Annotated in this window: 15 protein-coding genes and 5 pseudogenes; 14 read left to right on the top strand and 6 right to left on the bottom strand. The window is 47.3% G+C overall.

What is annotated here, in order from left to right; genetic code table 11:
- Positions 1 to 158 precede the first annotated feature (158 nt).
- The 3 genes and pseudogenes from NZD89_RS24215 to NZD89_RS24205 all read left to right on the top strand — a co-directional run bounded on the left by NZD89_RS24215 (position 159) and on the right by NZD89_RS24205 (position 3,151).
- Positions 159 to 866 carry a hypothetical protein gene (locus NZD89_RS24215; protein WP_268005240.1) on the top strand — a complete coding sequence of 236 codons (708 nt, stop codon included), beginning with the start codon at positions 159 to 161 and terminating at the stop codon, positions 864 to 866.
- 524 nt (positions 867 to 1,390) lie between these two features.
- Positions 1,391 to 1,624, top strand: a complete 234-nt coding sequence (locus NZD89_RS24210; protein ID WP_268005239.1) for a VIT1/CCC1 transporter family protein — start codon at positions 1,391 to 1,393, stop codon at positions 1,622 to 1,624.
- 172 nt (positions 1,625 to 1,796) lie between these two features.
- Positions 1,797 to 3,151 (top strand): annotated as a pseudogene (locus tag NZD89_RS24205) (ISNCY family transposase).
- A 511-nt stretch (positions 3,152 to 3,662) separates the two neighbouring features.
- Here the strand turns inward: NZD89_RS24205 and NZD89_RS24200 are convergent.
- Complete coding sequence (locus tag NZD89_RS24200; RefSeq protein ID WP_268005238.1) at positions 3,663 to 4,991, bottom strand: transposase; 1,329 nt, start codon at positions 4,989 to 4,991, stop codon at positions 3,663 to 3,665.
- 318 nt (positions 4,992 to 5,309) lie between these two features.
- Entirely contained in the window at positions 5,310 to 6,047 is a 738-nt protein-coding gene (locus tag NZD89_RS24195) for a transposase (protein ID WP_268005237.1), read from the bottom strand.
- 1,763 nt (positions 6,048 to 7,810) lie between these two features.
- On the opposite strand from NZD89_RS24195, the gene NZD89_RS24190 reads away from it, so the two are divergent.
- Complete coding sequence (locus tag NZD89_RS24190) at positions 7,811 to 8,839, top strand: IS110 family RNA-guided transposase (protein ID WP_268005236.1); 1,029 nt, start codon at positions 7,811 to 7,813, stop codon at positions 8,837 to 8,839.
- Positions 8,840 to 9,147: 308 nt separating this feature from the next.
- On the opposite strand, the gene NZD89_RS24185 is transcribed toward NZD89_RS24190, so the two are convergent.
- Positions 9,148 to 9,585 carry a UPF0158 family protein gene (locus NZD89_RS24185; RefSeq protein ID WP_268005235.1) on the bottom strand — a complete coding sequence of 146 codons (438 nt, stop codon included), beginning with the start codon at positions 9,583 to 9,585 and terminating at the stop codon, positions 9,148 to 9,150.
- Positions 9,586 to 9,983: 398 nt separating this feature from the next.
- Here NZD89_RS24185 and NZD89_RS24180 point away from each other — a divergent pair.
- From NZD89_RS24180 to NZD89_RS24150, 7 genes and pseudogenes are all read left to right on the top strand, one after another.
- Positions 9,984 to 10,139: pseudogene (locus NZD89_RS24180) on the top strand (ArsR family transcriptional regulator); the annotation flags it as partial.
- 118 nt (positions 10,140 to 10,257) lie between these two features.
- A pseudogene (locus tag NZD89_RS30170) lies at positions 10,258 to 11,803 on the top strand (IS5 family transposase).
- Between the two features lie 6 nt (positions 11,804 to 11,809).
- Positions 11,810 to 11,989: pseudogene (locus tag NZD89_RS24170) on the top strand (ArsR/SmtB family transcription factor); the annotation flags it as partial.
- A complete protein-coding gene (locus NZD89_RS24165; protein WP_268005233.1) occupies positions 11,986 to 12,384 on the top strand; it encodes an SRPBCC family protein in 399 nt (132 codons plus the stop codon). The pseudogene NZD89_RS24170 and the gene NZD89_RS24165, both read left to right, overlap by 4 nt.
- 323 nt (positions 12,385 to 12,707) lie before the next feature.
- On the top strand, positions 12,708 to 13,301 hold the full coding sequence (locus NZD89_RS24160) for a YdeI/OmpD-associated family protein (RefSeq protein ID WP_268005232.1): 594 nt from the start codon (positions 12,708 to 12,710) through the stop codon (positions 13,299 to 13,301).
- 403 nt (positions 13,302 to 13,704) lie between these two features.
- Positions 13,705 to 15,066 carry an IS4 family transposase gene (locus tag NZD89_RS24155; protein ID WP_268005231.1) on the top strand — a complete coding sequence of 454 codons (1,362 nt, stop codon included), beginning with the start codon at positions 13,705 to 13,707 and terminating at the stop codon, positions 15,064 to 15,066.
- A gap of 564 nt (positions 15,067 to 15,630) precedes the next feature.
- Positions 15,631 to 15,798 carry an NUDIX domain-containing protein gene (locus tag NZD89_RS24150; protein WP_268005230.1) on the top strand — a complete coding sequence of 56 codons (168 nt, stop codon included), beginning with the start codon at positions 15,631 to 15,633 and terminating at the stop codon, positions 15,796 to 15,798.
- A 147-nt stretch (positions 15,799 to 15,945) separates the two neighbouring features.
- On the opposite strand, the pseudogene NZD89_RS24145 reads toward NZD89_RS24150, so the two are convergent.
- A pseudogene (locus tag NZD89_RS24145) lies at positions 15,946 to 16,053 on the bottom strand (transposase); the annotation flags it as partial.
- 273 nt (positions 16,054 to 16,326) lie between these two features.
- Between NZD89_RS24145 and NZD89_RS24140 the strand changes: the two are divergent.
- From NZD89_RS24140 to NZD89_RS24130, 3 genes are read left to right on the top strand one after another with little or no spacing between them, the layout of a single operon-like run.
- Entirely contained in the window at positions 16,327 to 16,980 is a 654-nt protein-coding gene (locus NZD89_RS24140) for an RraA family protein (RefSeq protein ID WP_268005229.1), read from the top strand.
- Positions 16,981 to 17,036: 56 nt separating this feature from the next.
- A complete protein-coding gene (locus NZD89_RS24135; protein WP_268005228.1) occupies positions 17,037 to 17,858 on the top strand; it encodes a carbon-nitrogen hydrolase family protein in 822 nt (273 codons plus the stop codon).
- A gap of 55 nt (positions 17,859 to 17,913) precedes the next feature.
- The gene (locus tag NZD89_RS24130) at positions 17,914 to 19,212 is read left to right on the top strand and encodes an MFS transporter (protein WP_268005227.1); all 1,299 of its coding nucleotides are present in this window, start codon (positions 17,914 to 17,916) and stop codon (positions 19,210 to 19,212) included.
- A gap of 189 nt (positions 19,213 to 19,401) precedes the next feature.
- Here the strand turns inward: NZD89_RS24130 and NZD89_RS24125 are convergent, their stop codons facing one another.
- Positions 19,402 to 21,201, bottom strand: coding sequence for a hypothetical protein (locus NZD89_RS24125; protein ID WP_326492889.1), 1,800 nt, complete (start codon positions 21,199 to 21,201; stop codon positions 19,402 to 19,404).
- Complete coding sequence (locus tag NZD89_RS24120; RefSeq protein ID WP_268005226.1) at positions 21,198 to 21,503, bottom strand: hypothetical protein; 306 nt, start codon at positions 21,501 to 21,503, stop codon at positions 21,198 to 21,200. The genes NZD89_RS24125 and NZD89_RS24120 overlap by 4 nt, the downstream gene beginning before the upstream one ends.
- Positions 21,504 to 21,567: the final 64 nt, after the last annotated feature.

Here is a 21,567-nt window from a genome sequence, read left to right as displayed (position 1 = left end):
CTGCTCCGACGTATGGTGATAATGGCGAGTCATTGCACTGTTCTAAGACAAATTCGAACAACCCTCTGTAATGTAAGAGCTATGCCATCTCGACTCACCTCACTGAGATATTTGGAACGACAGAAACAAATCATTAATATAGAGCGGAGCGAAGTGACTTGATGCATCATCCATCGACCCAAACTAAAAAACGCTCCACGCGCGTCGTCCGTAACGAACGGATGACAGCACTTGCCGGCGCTGTGCTTTTTGTACTCATCGTGATAGAACTTGTCATCACAGCGAATTTACACGAGCTGATTTCCGTTCATATTTTTGTCGGTGTACTTTTATCTGGACCACTTATCGTCAAAATGTTTAGTACAGGCTACCGATTTTTTCGTTTCTATACGAGATCAGCTGTTTTCGTTCAGAAAGGGCCGCCTAACATTTGGCTCCGGTTGTTAGCACCTTTTCTCGTTATCATTACACTTTTGGTCTTTATAAGTGGGTTCGGACTCGCGTTAGTTGGCCCCACCCATACTGGACTCTTTTTCAAGATTCATGCCGTGAGTGTCGCTTTGTGGTTACCGCTCATCGCCGTCCATATCTATGCTCACATCCGAAAGGTACCACGTCTAATCGCGAGTGATTGGAGCAAAAAATCGGAATTTCGCGTGCCTGGGCGTGCACGCCGACTAGGCATCAACAGCAGTGCGCTTGTTGTGGGATTGATTGCCGCTGTTGTGATGATTCCTGTTTCCGCGCCGTGGAGGCATTGGCGGATTTCTCGCGGGTTACCAAGTCCACTTCTTTTGGGAATCATAGCTGCCGTATTTGCAGTCTTGGTGGCGATACCACTTCTTCGTAATACGAATAAAGAATGATCGCGATAGGTCAGCGATCTCGATTCAACAACACACTATGTATCCGAGAGATACGCATCTGAATACGATGTGATGCCCCTTTTATGTACATATCTCTCGACTAACTGACCACATTAATAACGCAGGGGAGGGAGCTTGATCGGGGCATCCATCATACGTCCAGATGTATGGATGCCCGCTCCCTTTTTAAGGCACACTATCCACATCAGCGCTCCTATGAAATATAGAGCAATCCTCAGACAATGCTACACTACAGATGACCACCTAGATGGTCGACTTTATGTGAGAGGGCGTAGCCTTGTGGCTGCGTCTTTTTCACGTTTGGACACTCGCATTTTCAACACGTCGAAATCCCTGATGTGATGGGCTTGTTATCTTAAACAAATTTGAATGAATTATCCCCCAGTGTAAAGGGACTATAATACCCCGATTTAGAACATATGCATCATGAGAATTACCGTTGACTAATATTTACATTTGATTCGATAATGGTCGCGCATCAACTGAACAGAGAGGTGAGATTCTTGGCGGTGCTTTCCCCAACTGAGAAACTTGACGACGTTCTAGGCATGGAAAAGAAGGACAATGTCGCCGATTGGATTGGCGATGCGATATATGGCGTTAATAATGGTTTAGGTGCCATTTTTGGTATCATCGCAGGTGTAGCAGGGTATACAACGAACAGTCACACCATATTAGTTTCTGGTTTTTTGGTGCGTTGGCTAGTACCTTGTCCATGGGTGCGGGTGCTTGGCTAGCTAGTGGCCCCTGAAAAAGTCCACGAATTGAATAAAGAAAAGGAATCGCAATGCCCGTTGGTGAAGTGGTTGTTGTCGAGACAATCACAGATCCACCCGAGGTGTGTGCGAATTCCTTTTGCTTGAGAATTCGGCATCATGCCTCGGGAATCCTGTTAGGAGGCATGAGAAAATGCTACGAACTCACCAAAATCAAGTGACACTATGGGACTCAATTCTCCCCGAATCTCTGCTTTCGCTACCTGCGGAACTTGAACGTATCGACCAGATTTTGAATGACGAGCGATTCATGTGGCCATTCCTGGAGAACTTTAATACCACCATGGGACGTCCGACTGTCCCCGTTCAGACCTATCTTCGACTCATGTATATCAAATTTCGTTATCAGCCGGGCGATGAAACACTCGTTCAGGAGGTCAGCGACAGTCTTCACTGGAGACGGTTCTGTCATATCGCCATTGACCAAAAGGTTCCTGACGCAACCACACTCCAAAGCTCGTAAGCGGTATGGTGAGGGCACGATTGAACATCTAAATGAATTGCTAGTCAAGAAACTCAGCGAAGAAAGAGTCATTCGTCATCGCAAGTTTCGTACAGACACCACGGTGGTGGAGTCGGATATCCATCACCCAACGGATGCAACGCTCTTACAGGACGGGGTAAGTGCCATTACTCGGACGATAAACAAGATTCGTAAGGTGGCGTCCCACGCTACAGAAGGGTTTGTCGACCAAACTGACATCGTAAAACGAAAGGTGCTGTCTTTCGCGAAAGTGTTGCGCCGACGCATGAGCCGGTCCTGGGATGAAGTGAACAAAATTACGCAGGACGTAGTCGAGATTACGGAAAGTGTTCTGCAGCAGGCAGAATCAGTGATTGAAAAGCTACAGCGGTCAACGAAGCAGTCTGTGCAAAAGCAAAAGCACGGATTGCAATCTTTGGTGGATCAAACTGAGCGGTTGTTAGAGCAGGCCAAACAGGTAGTGAGCGGAAACCGTATTATTCCAGACCGACTGATTAGCATCTATGACCCGATGGCTCGGCCAATTAAGAAAGGTAAGCTGGCCAAGAAGGTTGAGTTTGGATACAAGGTCCGGATTGACGAAACGGAGAGCGGATTTGTCACCGGTTACGCAGTCTACTCTGGAAATCCATCTGATGACGAGATGTTGATCCCTGCAGTGGAACACCACCAAGAGATATTTGGCTCCGCACCTCATGCAGTAGCAACCGACCGGGGATTCGGCAGCCGTAAAAACGAGCGGGTCTTGCAAGAGGAACTTGGGGAAAACATGTCACACTCCGTTTCGAGGAAAGAAAAGTAAGAAACGGACAGAGCTGGAGCAGGAACCTTGGTACAAGGACTTACAGCGATTTAGAGCAGCAGGAGAAGCAAAGATTGGCCTCTTAAAACAGAAGTACGGACTCAACCGCAGCCGATTCCGTGGACATTCGGGCACGGCGGTGTGGGTTGGGTTCGGAATTCTAACCCACAACCTAAGAAGAGCAGCCCAGGTAAGCAAATAAGTTGGCACGTGGATACCAATCACCGATAACTCCTAATAGAAACACTTCATCCGAATCGGGCCGACCTGACCGCTGCAAAAATGTAGACTTTTTCAGGGGCCACTAACTAGGTGATTTAATGAAAAAAGCAATCGCCCTGATGTTAGTTGACGGATGCAACCGCATGCTGCAATCCTGTACATAATCCAATTTTGTCGAGAACACCACAGATAGGTAGTTCGATTGTCGCTCCACCGCAAATAGATGGGACGATAGTCCACTGTCCGTATAGCTGAATATATGTGTTCTAAAATATTAGGAGTGCATTGTAGAGGTTGTCCGAAAAGCATCCGATTCGAGTAAATGTCTAGCCAAATACATGAATACAGGCTTCCTGATATGGGATAAGTTTACTTGGTAATTTGGTGAATGCCTCCGTATGGGAACACATTGCCTGCTCACCCTTGAAAATGGGCGCACGAACCCCTTGTCAGTAACATTGGCTTTTGTTTATTTTCCAGGTTCTGCTTGCCTATGCAGCGATATCGAGTTTCAATTGCTCGGCCTGGACTGTATACATTTGTGTAATTCGCTCTATGTGGTCATCAGGCAGCATGGTCTCTCGAATGTGACCTATCCTCGCCTGCATGAGCTGGAATATATCCTGCATGGTGAAGAAGGACTGTACTCGTTTGTTTGTTCGTACAGGCACCTTCTTGTGTTTCATAACTGTTGTCAACTCATTGGACTCTTGCGCAAAGGACAGCTCAATCTGCCTTCTGAAATCAAGCATCTGGGCATGCAGCATGGTGCCTTGTGGCACCGGGCCGTATGCAATCGGTTTGTCGTCAAAGGAAAATTCGAATTGCCTGCTGCATACCCCGGATAGCGGGCATGACTGGCATTTCTCTGAGTCCCCACGAAACCAGGAAGTGGCCGTTTCCCAGTCAAAGCCATCCCAAATCAGTCGTTCGCCTTGTTCGCACTCAGGTTGCCCATGTTCATTACATTCCTCTGGCATCACCATACCACTGCGAAACCCTGTAACCACAGCCATACTGTGTTTGTGGTATGCCTCCTTCTGGTCATCCGCATCTATGTAACCCATGTCGGCAACGAGATACTGAGTGCGCATTTCGTTAATCTGCCGGAGTTTCTCTATCAGTGGAAGCATCACTCGAATGTCGCCCACATTCGCAGGCTTAAGGATAGACAACAAGGCCACAGGTCCTTGAGATGTTCTTACTGCAATCGAGTGCTTCCGGTAACCAACGAAGAAACGGTTCTGGTTCACCTTGCTGCGCTGTGCCCCATAGGTGGCGTCCGGGTCAGAAAACGTTTTTTCACATGTGCAAACTGACTTAACCTCACAATCGCAGCGTTTTTTCTTGTATCCGTTGACATTGGCGTAAATCGGACGAGAGTCAATAGCGGCGAGGGTGTCCTGGATGAATCCCTCCATGTGAATGGATTGACGTATAAACTCGTCACGAATTTGTTCGAATACGTCCGGCCCTACTTTGTTACGGAAGTCACTCAGGCTCTGGTGTGACGGAACCTTTGCTGGATTGGGTACACCGATGAAGCTGCGCCACGCCTGGTTCTTTGGGTCTCGCAACTGTTTGCACAATTGACGGAATGAGGTAATCTCCGGCCTAGTGAAATACAGATAGTGCATCCGGAAATAGGCGATTGGAGATGCGGGTCTGCGTCCTCTCTTGTCGTACAGGGGTCCGACGAGCAGGTCCAGGAATGAGTCGTCAATGTGATCTACGTAATCAATGAGTTCGGGGTCGAAGCCAAGCGTGTTATAATAGGCGTATGGAAGCAGGTCTAACTGCAAATCTATGGAAAAACGCACCTCCAGAACTGGAAAATTTGACGGCTGGATACCTTCAATTTTACCAGTTTTGCGGATCGGTGCGTTTTGCTATTTACTCAAAATTGTGGGCTTTTCGGACACGCTCTATTACTATATTTGACGGTTTGATATTGAATAGCCTCTCGGTATTGGATGGTTAGAAAATTACATGAACCAGATGAATTTCCAGAAATGAACTGGTAACCATCGGCTTCATGGTTGTTCGGCAAGGTTCCTTGAAAAAGGGTATAGCAAACAAAGCGATGACGATGGGATTTTTAAAAAGTCATCGCTGGAGATGGTATGATTGGGGTGTTCTCAAGCTGACAAGAGCATTGGCTTTAGGTCCAGGTTGCTCTCTTGGTACCAAGCGTCAATGTGTTGACACATTGCAATGCCATAGACCCGGATGGTCCACATCATGGTGCTGCGATGCTTGGCGGCTTCGAGGTGGTAATCCTCTTTTGCTCGCTTGTTGCTGCGTTCGCAGGTGGTTCTGCGTTTGTAGATATTGGTCCACTCGTTGCTGTTGCGAGCGACGGGTGGAAACAAGCGGGGATTATCCTTGGTGTATGTGTGGACACATCTTCCGTAAGGTGAAACGGAGCATGGCGTGTCACATGTCACCACTCCCTTTACGACAAGCGGACAGTGATATTTGCGACGGGCTCTTGAGCTGTCGTATCCACGGTTTCTCATCTCCAGCCCTTTCTTGCAAATCGGAACCCCATTTCGAGAGATCATCATATCGTCTTTGTATTTCTTGTTGCCCGTGTTGCGCTGATTCATGTCGATGAACGGTGTAATCTTTTGTGACCTTAGATACTCGTAAATCGCCATGGCATCATGTGCAGCGTCAAGAAGAACTCTGTCCCAGGTGTATTCTCGGAAGTATGCCTTGAACTCACGGGCACTCACGACCCAAGATGTGGCATCGTGTCGGGAAGCCCTTTGTAGCCTAGGGTAAATCGGTAGGTCGTAAGGGCTATCCGCAGCGACAAGGCTGTATAAGTGGTAGCCGAAGTAAAACTTATTTCGGTAGCTGTCCCAGCCCATGTCGCAGTCTGGTTGTGAGAACTGGCGATGACAGGAGCACTGATTTTTCCCTGGTCACGACAGGAACAAATTCGCTTGCTACGAATCTGGGCTGCTGTTTGCACGGGCATACCGTCACCAGCGATGGACAGGGCATGTACATTTCCTAACAAACCAAGTGAAGAGGAGACAGAGAGAAATTGTTGTTGGAAGAGGCGAAGCAGCACGTCAAAAGGCTGTGAACGAATGGCTGTACGTCTTTGCAATTGAGATATGAGTTTGGCAATTCTCTTTGGATTGGTAGTGGGCGCCTTTTCTCCCTTTTTTCCTCTCTTGGGTTTCTTTCGACTAAGTCTTCGCCTAGATGCAATGTTGGGAGAAACGTGATTCCATAGCCGCCCAAAGAAATCGTAGAACGTACCTACGCCCGGGGTGTGACCATACTCAAAACCACTGAGGATAGCGTATAACGGGCAGCGGCGGAGCTGGTTCACCCACTTCGTGATGGATGGTTCTCCAACCTCAAGCATGAGAAGGTAGGAACGGAGTAGGTTCGCAGGGTCAATGGATTGGGGACCACGACACGAGTAAGTACCTTTGACGCACTGGAAGGTGTCAGAGAGATCTGTGACCCAAAATTTTGCTACGAGCGCCCAGTCTTTGGCGATGAACAACAGTGAGCCATTCGAGTAGTGCAGGCGAAGACGTTCCTCAATGAACGATTGATACTGTTGGTGAGACCGAAGGATAGGTAACATAACACAACCCCAATATGGATGAGATAGGACGGCTAAGCCCTTCTCGGTGATTATTGGGATGATTCCAAAAAGTCAAGTGTTATTTGATGTTCCAGCATAATTTGTTCCGAATTCGTATTTGAATTTCCAATTCAGTACCCTCGGCATATGGAGGGAACGTGGGGGCAAATGAAAATCTCTCTAGGTCCAAAACCTTGAGAGACCAATAAAAACCAAATGCCGAGAGGCTATTTGAACAAACGGGGGCTAATATGCAATAAGATGGCTTTTTCACATTGAATAAACATACATCATATCGTATTATTTACCCTTGTTTTCCTCTATGCGTCTCGTTGGTATAAATCCACATTTAGGATGCTAAGCACACTCAGACCCCTCGTCCTTGGAATCGTTCTTCACGATGGATGGTTTACAGTTAACTTATACAACAATGATAACAGAAGGTCGGAACCTGATGGTTGGTGGCGGGCTGGGTGTATTGATATTCATCCAACTTTGTACAATGCCAACGTTATTCAAATTCATGGTGGAGGTCGTGGTTTTGGACTGATACGGATCGCCTCCACCAATCAAAGGGGGTGTCCCAAAAGTCAATTTTGGATTTTTGAAGCCCCACTTTGATTAAGAATTCCTTAAAACAAAAAGCCTCCATCTCCACTTTCACTGTGGATTTGGAGGCTTTTCTATATGATGTTGGGACTGGATGATTTGGTACGACCCTTTTGGGACAGCCCCTTTTGCCTATACATAGGGGTTGTTGATTATAATCCAGTCTGTGAATAAAGAATCTGCGAAATATATAGTTTAAAAATAACTAGGGTGCTTATTGAACTAGTCATAATGAACGACATCGGCTCCGTTTCGCACATCGTGGATGACACTGAGACTTGAGAGAACAGTGCAGAGCCACATACGAAAGAGCCTTACTATGAAGACTATCACAAAGTTTGTAGGTTTGGATGTATCTAAGGAAAATATCGCAGTTGCGGTAGCAGACGAAGGCGTGGAGAACCGAGATATATCGGAATGTTCCCTCATACGGTGGAAGCTGTAAGGAGTCTAGTACATAGACTGTCTGCAAATGGTGTAGAACTGGAGTTTTGCGACGAAGCTGGGCCGACAGGCTATGGACTGTATCGACTACTGCGCGCAATGGACGTGCCGTGTACCGTTGTCGCAGTGTCCCTCATTCCGGTTCGCCATGGAGACCGAGTGAAGACAGACAAGCGAGATGCGTTGAGATTGGTACAGTTGTTCCGTGCTGGAGAGTTGGTTGCAGTCTTTGTCCCGAATGAGGAAAACGAGTCATTACGGGGGTTAGTGCGGGCACGGGAAGATGTGGTGGAAGACCGTACACGGGCCAGACATCGGTTATCCAAGTTCCTGCTCAGACACAATCGGCGTCCTGAAACTAAACTTAGTGCTTGGGGGGCGATGTATCGTCGGTGGCTGGACGGTCTCAAATGGACGGATCGTCGAGAACAAGTGGTGTTTCAGGAGTATTTGCATCATTTAGACGAGATTGAGGGACGTCTCAAACGTCTTGAGGCAGCTATACATTTGGAGGCAACGGAAAGCGAGAGAGCTCCAGTGATTCAGGCTTTGCAAACACTGAAGGGTGTTGCAGAGGTCATCGCAACCTCTTTGGTCGCTGAGGTTGGGGAGTTTCGTCGTTTCCGGAATCCAAAGCAGTTAATGGCATATGCCGGACTGGTACCATCCGAGTATTCGAGTGGTGTATCTCGAAAGCAGGGTAGAATCACGAAGTCTGGGAATGCCCGTCTCAGACGGGTTCTTGGTGAGGCTGCCTGGTGTTACCGATACAAACCCGCTATTAAAGGAAAGATTCGTAAGCGGCAAGAGGGACAGAGTCCCAAGATTCAGGACATTGCTTGGCGAGCACAGGACAGGCTTCATCGAAAGTATGTGAAGATGATATCACGAGGTAAGTATCACAATGTAGCCGTCACTTCAGTGGCAAGAGAATTGACGGGATTTATATGGGCGATTGCTTGTGAGGCAGAGCGGCAGATGGAGACATCGACTGCAGTATAAGTTTTGGAAAAGAACTGTAGTAAAGAATAATTCTAATTAGGGTTGAAGGTCGGGACTGAAGGCACAGGAATCCGGTACGGGGAAACCTCGTTCCCCGATTGTGCAAGGTCCAGAACCTGACGCACGAAGCTAGTCCGAGGCAGTCCCATGACGGAGGTACGAAATGTGGTAACCAACCCACGGATATCAGTGTGCCAACCGTCGACGAACCTTGCCTTCGGTCCGGGCTTTCAACCCCATCACGACACGGGGCTTGACGGTGTCGTTCATATCAAAGGGGCTTTAACGACGTAGACATGCCGTAAATGTCACAGGGAGTCCAGTATAATATGATTCAATTCCAGCCATTGCAAAACCTGTCGTCGATGAGCATTACGCTCAAACGTAAACCATTGCTCCCGTTCTTCGGGAAAATCGTAAAGAACGTCCTTAAACGCGCGAAATGGTTTGCGTCCACTTAATGCCGCTTCGAGGCGGTCTCTAAGTGAAGAAAAAGTCAACGCTTCCGTGAATTCGACCATCAATTGATATGCTTCACGTGATTCAATCTTGGGAAGATGAAAGTATCTCTCACCAAACCCGTTTTCGAGTTCATCATCCAACTCCTCATCTCGAATCCCTGTCGCGATGGGGTCCATCCACATGATGACTTTGCCAGTTTCTATGTCCAGATAATGCTCAATTTCTTCGTTATTGACGGCAAATGCATCGCATAGCTCATTCAGGTCTGCTGGTACACGTATCACGTACTTCACTCCTAAGTTGGTTCTGTTCTTCATTATAAACGTAGGCCCTTTTCCGAGCGAGTACTCCGCGCTATATAAGGACCACGTACTGTTTCGCTAACAGGAGCGAGAATTGAGTAATCCCTCTGCAATGTTTTTCGCATTAATATAGAGTTCATCTAGGTGTGAGAAATGTCGCTCAAGGGCAGTTATGCCGAAGAGATAGCCATACCGCCTTATGATTTGTAACCGTTCGTATAGTGCCACTGGGCGCAATGTTATTGATCATCTGGGTAGAATAGCGCGATAAGCTCCCTGTAACTTTCCAAGCCCAGGTCTGCTTGACACGACACCAATTAGTATCCTATTATAAATCTGACACCAATCGGTGTCTTTTAATAACGTGAAAGCAAGGGGGGGTGATTTTGAGGGATGTGTATGTTGCCGTTGCCGACCCGACTCGACGTGAACTGCTTCGTCTTCTGGCGGATGTGGAAGAATTGCCTCTCCACGATTTAACAGTTCACTTTCAAATGGGACGAGCGGCGGTTTCAAAGCATTTGGCAATACTTAGGGTCTACTGAATGAACCATAAACCCACGCTTGGCAAGGAATCAGCGTATGATTTGTCGAAGTAAAGTGTATCGATTTTGAGCGGAACAAGCGAAAAACCGTGCACTTGGAGGACCGGCATTGTACGCGAATCATCAGGACCAACAGATACTTCCCGGAAACTTCTTTCTCCCGTTTGGGGGACGACTTAGCGAGAACAACCGCTGGGTTCAACTTTCGTATCTCATCCCATGGCGACGTGTAGAACAGGAGTACAGCAAGCACTTCAGCAAGCACTTCAGCAAGCACTTCAGCAAGCACTTCAGCAAGCACTTCAGCAAGCACTTCAGCAAGGACGTTCGGGGCGGACGTGCGGTTTCGGTTCGGATGGCGCTTGGTGCCCTGATTATTCAGGAGCGGGAAGGTTTTTCAGACCGTCATTTGGTCCAGCACATCACGGGAAACCCGTACCTTCAATACTTCATTGGTCTCCCGGCGTATCAAGAAGAACCCCCGTTTGACCCGTCTCTGCTCACCCATTTTCGCAAACGGTTGGGACCCGACGTCATCAACCAAGTGAATGAGTGGATCGTGCAAGCCGGACTGAAGGATGAGCAGAATGGCGACGATGACCAAAACAACAATGAACCCCCAGGGAATCTGGACAGTCCGAAGTAAACAGTCAATCAAAAGCTGAGGTTCAGGAGCCTCAAACCCATCAAGGGAAGCTCATTCTGGACGCAACCTGTACACCGGCAGACATCGCGTATCCGACAGACCTGTCGCTGTTAAACAGAGCGCGGGAGAAGCTGGAAGACATCATTGATACGCTTCACGCGCCGCATAAGGGCGAAGTGAAGAAGCCCAGAGACCGACGTCGTCAAGCACGTCGTGACTACTTGAGGACCGCGAAGAACCGTAAGCCGAGTCGTGCTGAGATTCGCAAGGCTGTCGGTCGGCAATTGCGTTATGTGGCACGGAACTTGAAATTCATTGAACAACTCGTACATTGCACTCCCCTCATGGCACTCTCACGGCGACAATATCGTGACCTTTTGGTCATTGGTGAGCTATATCGGCAACAGCGAGAAATGTATCAGAGCCGTAGTCATCGGGTGGACGATAGAATCGTAAGCATTGCACAACCCGACGTTCGACCGATTGTACGTGGAAAGGCAAAAGCAAATGTGGAGTTTGGTGCAAAGGTGTCAATCAGTGTGGTTGAAGGATATACACTGATGGAGAGAACAAGTTGGGACAGCTTCAACGAGGGTTCGACGCTAATTGAGTCAGTGGAGCGGTACGTTGAGCGTTTCGGATATTATCCGGAGACCATCTTGGCGGACAAAATCTACAGGACACGTGAGAATCTTCAGTACTGCAAAGACCATGGAATCCGGATGAGTGGTCCGAAACTTGGACGACCACCAAGGCAAGTCGACCGTGAGCAAAAGAAAATGGAACAACAAGATATGGGCGAGCGCAACGCAGTGAAGGAAAGTTTGGTGAAGGCAAGCGCATCTACGGGCTTGGCTTAATGCGAACGCGCCTTCGGCAGACAAGCGAGACGGTCATTGCCATCCAGTTACTGATTATGAATCTCGAAAAGAGGCTACGGCTTCTTTTTTTGCTCATACTCGGAGAACTTTTTGGAACAGATTTCGGCACGACCGTGGTCATTGCGTAGTTCATTCATCAGACCCTACTTAAAGATGCCGGTCTCGTAACCGACCGAAAAGTCGGCAGAGAAACGCGATTTAGGCTAAACGCCTCTCCACTCAGAGAAATTCAAGATTGGGTGGCTTTCTACAGCAAGTTCTGGAGTACGAATATGTTGCGCTTGAACCAACCATTAGAGGAGGAAGAAGAATGAGTTCAACATTATCCTTGGATTTTCAATACACGACATCGATCGAGAAGGTTTGGTCCGCCTTAACCGATTCAAGCAAGCTTGCCAAGTGGGTCATGGAAAATGATTTTAAGCCCGTCGTAGGACACCGTTTTCAGTTTCGCATGCCACCGATGAATGGGTGGAATGGAATTATTGACTGCGAAGTGCTTATCGTGGACGAACCAAACCGGTTGTCCTATACTTGGGTCAGCTTAGGGCAGAATAACACGGTCACCTGGACGCTGCAGGATTTAGGGGACGGAAAGGTTAACCTTCATCTCGAACAAGCCGGAATCACAAATGATCAGGCATTCGAAGGCGCTAAGTATGGCTGGACTAACATGTGCGGCGAGCTTGCAAAGGTGTTGGAACAATAACCGCATTCGGTACTAAAACATCTCATTCCCCAATGCTAAATTAATGGGTACGATAGTGAAATAGCCCAACATCATAAAACAGATCACTTAATGGTATCTATTGCCCATCAAGTGATCTGTTTGTACACGCATGGCGGCTGTATCTGATTTCCGGAACGTAAATACCACTATATTCCATCTGCTTAGCAGGTGCTAACAGCTTCGCTGGCACTACCCCTAATTGCGTTAACGGAGCAGAATAGCGACATAAGCTCCCTGTAACTTTCCAAGCCAGGTCTGCTTGACTGTCAGCTGAACGAAAAATTGATGAGGGGTGTTCCTTGATGACAAATAGTAGAATGAATCCTAAGGTTGATGAATTTTTAAGTAAATCTAAAAAATGGAAGGTGGAATATGAGAAGTTGAGAAATATCGTTCTTGACTGTGAGCTGACCGAAGAATTTAAGTGGATGCATCCTTGTTACACGTTTGAGAAAAAAAACATAGTTTTAATACATGGATTTAAAGAATATTGTGCGCTTCTGTTTCACAAAGGTGCCTTGTTACAGGATGCCCATGGGATTCTAATCCAACAAACGGAGAATGTACAGGCGGCGCGCCAGATTCGCTTCACCAATGTTCAGGAAATAGTTGAAATGGAAACCATCTTGAAAGCCTATATTTATGAAGCCATTGAAGTTGAAAAAGCCGGTTTGGAAGTGGATTTTAAGAAGACGACAGAATTCATAATTCCTGAAGAACTTAAAAATAAATTCGATGAAATCCCTGCCTTGAAAACTGCTTTTGAAGCATTGACGCCGGGACGGCAAAGAGCATACATTCTTCATTTTTCTCAACCCAAACAATCCAAAACTCGAGAGTCAAGGGTTGAAAAATGTATGCAGCAAATTCTCAATGGAAAGGGATTAAATGATTAGTATATTCTCCTTGAACAACGGGGGTGAGAATTGAAAAAGCTGCTCCATCGATTGGTACATGGTCATTCAGTCGAATGATGGACGTTGTAATGTAGCTTAGGGGCAGGTTAGTTCAAGAGCGAGGTTGTTGATCACGTACAATCACTAACACGGGCATTGGTTTCTGCGTGTTTCAACACTATGTGCAACATTCTTATCGAACTATGTGACTTACAATTATTGATGTAATAAAATTTGGTAGACCTATTAACTCAACTTTCGCAGAGTGAAATGTGTAGCTAGCCCTTGTGGCGTAAAGACTTGAACGGATTAGAATATTAGCGTTGACAAATCAAAAGCACCACTTCCTTTGGTATAGTAAATGCGACCAAACACTACCATACCGGAAGAGGTGCTCTCCTATATGATAGGTTATGAGACGGAAAACAACAATCAATTGCCTGTCGAAATTCGTCCTGCCTTTCAAGAACTAAAGGTCCTTAAGCATCTGCGTAATGCTGGCATCACCAAGAGGTTTGGGGTTGCGTGTTCCTACCTATTCCAGCTTGTGTTTGTGCTCATCTTCCATCATCGAAACTGGTTTCAATTTCTTGATAGCGCAAAGTCAGAATCATATCCTGGCAAGGATGCTGTGTACCGTTTTCTCAATCATGCCGGATTTGCATGGCGACGCTTTCTCCTATTGCTCAGTGTGGAGGCCGTGAACAAAACCAGTTCGTTAACATCTGACAAGCGTGTCAGCGTATTCGTTGTCGATGACTCCATGTATGAGCGGAACAGGAGTAAGTGCGTGGAACTCTTGGCTCGATTCAAAGACCATGCACGGAATTGCTACTACAAGGGATTTCGTATGTTGACGTTAGGCTGGTCTGACGGTCATACATTCGTCCCAGTGGACTTTTCTCTCCTCAGTTCCGTCAAGTCGCAGATTCAAGGCTTGGGTCAATCGATTGATAAACGCACTCACGGATACAAACGCAGAATGGAATCACTTCTCCCGGCCCCAGATATCATCCCTGCCATGATTGACCGTGCTCTGTCTGCTGGAATGAATGCCTCGTACGTATTGATGGACAGTTGGTTCACGCACGCTCCGTTGATTCAAGCCGTGCTGGATAGGGGACTGGACGTCATCGGAATGGTCAAGGCGGACAACAAACGATATTTACTCGACGGACGGTGCCTGTCCTTGCAAGAGCTGTACTACGCTGCTACGCCCGTTCAAAGTACGAAGAAAGGAATCTTAAGGTCCATACATACTCAACTGCGCCCAGGCATCCCGATCAAAATGGTGTTCGTTCGTCACCGAACCAACAAGAAGGAATGGCTAGCTATCCTGTCTACAGATACGACGCTGACGGTCGAGAAAATCATACAGATTTACGGCATTCGATGGGACATTGAAGTGTTCTTCAAATGCACAAAATCATTACTGCGTCTGCAGAAAGAGTTTCAAGGACGTTCCTATGACATGCTCGTCAGCCACACGACGATTGTCTTTTCACGGTATATTCTGTTAGCTTGGCAGCACCGCCAGAGCACGGACGACCGTACATTGGGGAATCTATTTCTAATGCTCTGCGACGAAGTGAGCGAACTGGACTGGGCCATCGCATTGAGCCAATTGGTTGAACTTGTAAATAATGTTTCCAAGAAGGCAGGCAAACGACTCTCGAAACTGATTCGCAGTCAACTACAGCGGTGGATCGACGGTTTACCCAGCTATATCAAGGCATATCTCCCTGTTTTGGCCTGCGAAAGTTGAGCTATTAAAAATGTCGTAACTGCCCATGAGCTAGCATACCCTCTTGATTGCTTAAACTCATCCATATACGATTGAGGTCTCATCCACGCTACCTGTGGAGATGATTTACTACCTCCGATAAATGGGAGCACTGCAGACGCCATAACAATCAATCCAAAGATCCCAAGCCAGTGACTCGAAATGGACCACTTTGATGAAATAACAGATGCCAAGATCGCAATAGCGGAGAAGCATAACCCTATTCCCAATCTCCAAAAAATAGATTTCAAAATCAACTTCATTAAATCATCTCCTTAAACCGTTCTAGTCGTGTAGCTTTTGCTGCTTAAAACCTCCTTGAATACAGATAAAGGAGAGATGAAGATACCAATCATGATAATTCAACCCTATTTTAGGATTCTTTGTTTTATTCTACAGTAGGATATAACTCATCAGTACAGAAAACTGGAAAAAAATATAACTTGTTTTCCGTATTATTATACGGTGGCGAAGGAATGCCCTTCTGTCGCACAGGGGCAGTTATGCGCAGTAGTATCGATATGTGAAAAATGAGGAGGGAATTTAATGACAATGCCTTTTGTACCGAAATATGTACGACCAACTATCATCGTACTCGATGGTCAAAATAGAATTTTGTTAGTTAGATATTGCGAAGATAATACTTGGGGTATTCCAGGCGGTTGTATGGAAGTTGGAGAGTCTGTAGAGGAATCTGCAAGAAGAGAGCGTTAGAGGAAACAGGGTTAACAGCTCTAGAAATGAGGTTAGAGACAATCGTTGTGGCGCTTGTGTCGCTCAAGGTTAGTCCCGTAAGAGAGACCAAATCTGATGTTCATTGCATTGTGGTAATCGACATCCATGAACTGGATGGGAGTGTTCTGCAACGTTCGTTTTCACTTCTTGTTCGAGTTGGCGTTCCGAGCGTATTTCATAAAGGTAACCCAGAAAAATCGTCTTGAAGAGTACGACCGGACATGAGGTAGGCTGTCAAGAACTTTCTCTACGGCCTGGGGGCTGTCCCAAAAGGGTCGTACCAAATCATCCAGTCCCAACATCATATAGAAAAGCCTCCAAATCCACAGTGAAAGTGGAGATGGAGGCTTTTTGTTTTAAGGAATTCTTAATCAAAGTGGGGCTTCAAAAATCCAAAATTGACTTTTGGGACACCCCCTTTTACGTGGTAGCTACTTTTACCGGACGGGAATACAGACCTTCTTATTGTCATACATAAAAACAGTTGTACAAGGAGGGACTGTGTCTATGATTACTATTCACGAGAAGCCGAAACGTGTTGACGAGGAACTGTTATCTCGATTAAGGAAAGTTAGCCCTTCCACGATTGGTCATATGACCGATACCGGGTTCATGAAGGGGCTTAAAAGTTTATCCGGAGGGAAACTGGTTGGGCGTGCCGTTACCGTGAAGATCCCGCACCTTGATTCGTCCGCAGTACACATCGCCGTAAATGAACTTGAGGCTGGTGACGTGCTTGTGGTCGATATGAACGGGGACTACGATCGCGCTGCGGTAGGCGGAATGGTGGCTTACGCAACACAGGTACGTGGAGCCTCAGGCATCGTGATCGACGGAGGAATAACCGACCTAGATGAGCTCCGAGAACTCAGTCTGCAAGTGTATTACCGTTCCATTACCGCGATTACGACACGTGGATTAGGTATTGAGGGAAACATTCATGTGCCAGTGTCGATTTCCGGAGCCGTTGTCATGCCCGGTGACATTATTCTAGGTGATTCCAGTGGTGTGATGGTGTTGCATGGGACAAACGAGGAACTCCTCGCGATCGCGAAAGATGCGTACGAAAGAGAACAGCGCGAGACCATTACACAACGTCTGGATGCCGGCGAACCATTGATGAATATCTCTGGAGCTTATAAGTACATCAATCATAGATAAACTTGTTCCCTGAAAATATTTGAATATTTCGTTCAGAGGCGAGGTGTTTCCAGATCATGTCCGTTCGAATTGTCCTTGCACAACTAGGATCCACCGATGATAAGCAACTCAATTTGCAAAAAGCTCGGGATGCGATTGGCAAGTCTGTGGACGTATACGGTAGTGACATGGTTGTATTTCCGGAAGTGTATATGAGTCATTTTCCGGCAGGTACACCGCATGACGTTGTAAAAGCAGATTCCGAACCGCTAGACGGTCGGTTTGTAACCTCCATGTGCGAATTAGCTCAGAAGCATAACACATGGCTGGTCTTCGGGATGCGGGAATCCACTGAGGATGCTGATGACGACCGGGTATACAACACAACAGTGATGGTCGATTCCAACGGTTCCATTGTTGGAAGCTACCGGAAGACCCATCTATACGACGCATTTGGGGCCAAAGAGTCGGAACACATCAAACCAGGTGATCACTTGTTTGATCCCGTCGACACCCCCTTCGGAAAGATTGGTATGTTCGTCTGCTATGAACTTCGATTCCCGGAAATCGCTCGCTATCAAGCCATACAGGGGGCTGACATCATTATCGTCCCTTCTGGTTGGGTCCGTGGCCCTCTCAAGGAACACCATTGGAAGACACTCGTTACTGCGAGAGCGCTGGAGAATACGTTATTTGTCGCTGCTTGTGATCAAGTCAGTGATCATTACTGTGGCAATAGTTTGGTTGTGGATCCAATGGGTGTACACATGGCAACCGGATCGGAAGTCGAAACCTTGATTCCCTGCGAGATCGATTTGTCCCGTGTCGCGGATGTTCGGAGGAAGCTCCCATCCTCGATTCACAGGCGTCCAGAATTGTATGGGAGGTCTTTTGTTTGAGTGTGAATACTTGAAGTCATTCACCGGTTAAGACCGGTTAATGGGGGGAGTCCTCATGACGAAGCAGGCTGCTCCAAGAAGTGGAGTACGTTGGAAGCTGATGTACCTCATTATCTTTCCACTCACTTTTATTATGTCCCTTGACAGAACCAATATGACGGTGTCGGCACCCATTATCCAAAAGCAGTTTCATTTCTCCCTCTTCAGTATGAGCTTGATTCTCACCTCGTTCTCGTGGACCTACGCTTTCTTACAAGTACCTGGTGGTATATTGAGCGAGCGTTGGGGGTCACGGAAAGCCCTGACACTTGCTGATTTGTGGTGGTCTCTATGGACCATCCTCACGACCATTGGGTCAAGTGTCGCTGGATTTGTCGGAATTCGCGGATTACTCGGTGTCGGGCAAGCTGCGGATTGGCCAGCGTCTGTGAACTCCATCAAACGATGGTTTCCAAGTCATGAACGTGCACGGGCAAACTCTATTTTGCTAGGTGGTTTGTACCTCGGCCCCATTATTGGCGCCCCTCTGACGATTGCCATTGTGCAAGCGCTCGGGTGGAGATGGGCATTTTACATCTATGGTGTAGCCGGAGCTCTTATGGGTATCCTTTGGTGGATATTCTATCGAGACAAACCGCAAGATCACCCCGCGATTTCCGCTGAGGAACTTCAGCACATTGCGGCTGGCTACGATTCAACGATTGTTCGGGACGCAGCTGGGTGGCGTGACTGGGGGCGTTTTATTTCGAACTATCGCTTTTGGGCGTTTGGATTGCAATATTTCTTTCTCATTCTGATTCAAAGCTTTTACTCTACGTGGTTACCCACATATCTTGTAAAGGCCCGTGGATTTTCTTTGAAATCGATGGGCTATGCATCCTCGCTACCATGGGTTGCCCTATTTGTCATGGTGTTCGTTGTCGGTGCTTGGCAAGATCGGGTCTACGCACGGACCGGATCAAAACTGCGTGCAAGAACACCGTTTGCTGCCGCTGGATTCGTGATTGCTGCAGCCTTTCTCATCATCGGCAGCCAAATTTCCATCACTTGGCTCATGATGCTATGCTTTATGATTTCTCTCGGAGCTGTGGGAATGGTTCAGGTGTCCATTTGGTCGACATGTACGGATCTTGGTGGAAACATGACTGGATCGGTTACAGGATGGGCGAACTTCTGGGGTAACTTTTCTGGTGCACTCGGCCCGATCTTTACCGCCATCCTTGTCTCCCTTACTTCCAACTGGGCGACTTCCCTAAGTGTAATGGCGATAGCAGCGTTGGTGGGAGCCGGTTTATGGTTGCTGGTTCACCCGGATCGCCCGCTCGAGGCTGCAAAGAGTTCGACGAATGCGTAAGTAAATCCGGCGACAAGCTTGAACTCGTGGATTATGGAGTACAAGAAACCCAGACATCTGCAAGACGTGCCCTTTCCTAATCGAGTGAGCGTACCTTTGCAGATTCCCTCCGACACCACAGCAATTGAAGTGCCAGACGGACGATCACAGTTGGAAGACCCGCGAGGAGATCTCCCCGCGGGTTTTTGACTACGAAAGGGGAGTAGAGGGCACTACGCTGGCATCGCGAATGTACACAGTTGGTGACCCTACAGACTCACGAACCTGAAGTTGGGGAGCAGATCCATCTTGTCCTCCGGGTGCGTTGTTAGGAATAGTCCCTGTCCAAGTTAGTGTTTGGAACCCGCTGGTTAGTTTGACGGGTATGGTTTGTATGTCCTGTGTTCCATCCCATACATCCATAAAGGCCTGACCTGATCCTGCTACTTGTACGGAGAACGTATATGTCTTTCCGTTTTGAACAGGTGGATAATATGACACCCAATCCTCGCTGCCTGTATTATCGTTAATTTTCCATTCAAGAGCGGAAGAACCATTATACGATGTACTTGTTAGGGTAGAATATTGCCCATCATAAGCAACGACCCAGCCCGTGGTCCCATTCTCTCCGCTTGGATTTGAGATGATATTACCAGGCGGATTGTATGGAGCATCCCCTGAAGGTGAGCCAGTACTATGAGTGCTGTAATAATTCTTCATCGTCGAGGACAATTGACTTGGGGTCAAAAAAACATATTTTTTACCTGTCTGTTGGCCACTTTCAATTAATTCCTGCGCAACATTGTATATATCGGTGGGGGTTAAATTCCATGCATCAATTAAGGGCTCAAGGAACAATGGACTACCTTGTTGCTCAGTCGCAGCTTGTTGCTCAATTGTATTTAATAAATCATTTGGATCCGAAATGTAACCGCTGGTTTGCTCATTAATCACAGTGTGTCCAACGGTTTCGTAAGCCAGCGGCGCGTCAAAAGAAATGTTCGATACGCCAGAGGCTTTCGCAAATGTGTCCAGAGCCGTCGGCGAACCCCAATAATCCACAGTACTCATATCATCACGTCGCATAATTTCTCCGGTTAGACTTGCAAATTGTTCCAAGTTTGAACCGGTTTCGGCAGTCGCATAGCCAATTCCCGAGGGACCTGGAAGCAATTCGCTGTTTTTAGGTAGATGTTTGTAGTAGTAGGAAATGATTGTTGGCGCGAAATTAATCATGCCTGGTGCAATCGTCCATCCAACAGGTACCTTACCCAAATCTGGGTCTTGCCAGAGATTCTGCATGCGATGTTGGACGTATTGCGCGTTGTCCCCATCGCTGACCAAAAAGGCTACATATACAGTGTTGGACTTTGCATTAACGGCTGGAAGCTTAGGTTGCTTGAGACTCGGAGGACTTGGCATCGAAGCCCACACCGACTCATTGTCCAGGTAGTCAGAGGCGTTTAGAAAATGACCCTGGCTACTAAGTTCCGCGACGTCGGGGCCCTCATTTGGGATATAACCAAGGATTGGGGTGTTTGATGGCGTGTATTTTAATATTTCATCCATCAATGCCTTCTGGTCAGGATCCGTTGAGGTCAAATAAAACACAAATGATTTCGTAGCAATAGCGTAATCTCGAATGTACCCTTGAATGCTCGGGTCCAGCATGACTAAGTCTTTGTTCGTGGTCTGAGGAAGTAAATGTTGGACCGCCCACTGATACGTAGCCACAGTACCCGTTAGGTGATCGTCTCGAAAATCGTGAAGGATTTTGATACCGTAGCTCTCAACCAACGTCTCTTGGCTGGGCGTAATGACCATTGCGTCGTCGATGCCAGCCATGGTCGTGGCGACATTCACTGTGTCCGGATTGTTCGGATCAGTAATAATTGCACCTTTCACATCCTTACCAAACTGAGTTAGCAAGGCTTTCAGTACTCCATTGGGGTCACTATTCGAGTAAGACAACTGTTTGACTTCGATATCCTTCGGCACAGCATTTTTCAACCAGAATTCGTCTTCCGGCCGCTGGAAAAGATAAATTCGACTTGAACGTTGTTGCTGGTTATATGCACCCGCAGGGTGGTGGCCGCCAGTTGCACGTCTGGACTGGAGTTCTGGATATCCGCTGTCAGCAAAGTCTTGGCCTTCGAGAACTTAATCCAAAGGTTTTGGGTTGCCGGCGTAGTTTGATTTACTTGTTGACTGGGCTCCACCCCTGCCGCAGCCAGTGTTGGAGACAATGTGATCAGCCCCGTAGTCAAGGCAGCGCTAATAGCTAACATAGACTTAACTGAGTGTTTCGACATTTGTAAATCCTCCTGTCTTGTGTAAGGCTAGTCAAACCAGGTATAGCAATTTTACGGTTATGTT

The organism is Alicyclobacillus fastidiosus (assembly GCF_026651875.1).
Classification (GTDB): Bacteria; Bacillota; Bacilli; order Alicyclobacillales; family Alicyclobacillaceae; genus Alicyclobacillus; species Alicyclobacillus fastidiosus.
Note: the sequence above shows the minus strand (reverse complement) of the source record. Positions and strands in the feature narration are given on the sequence as shown.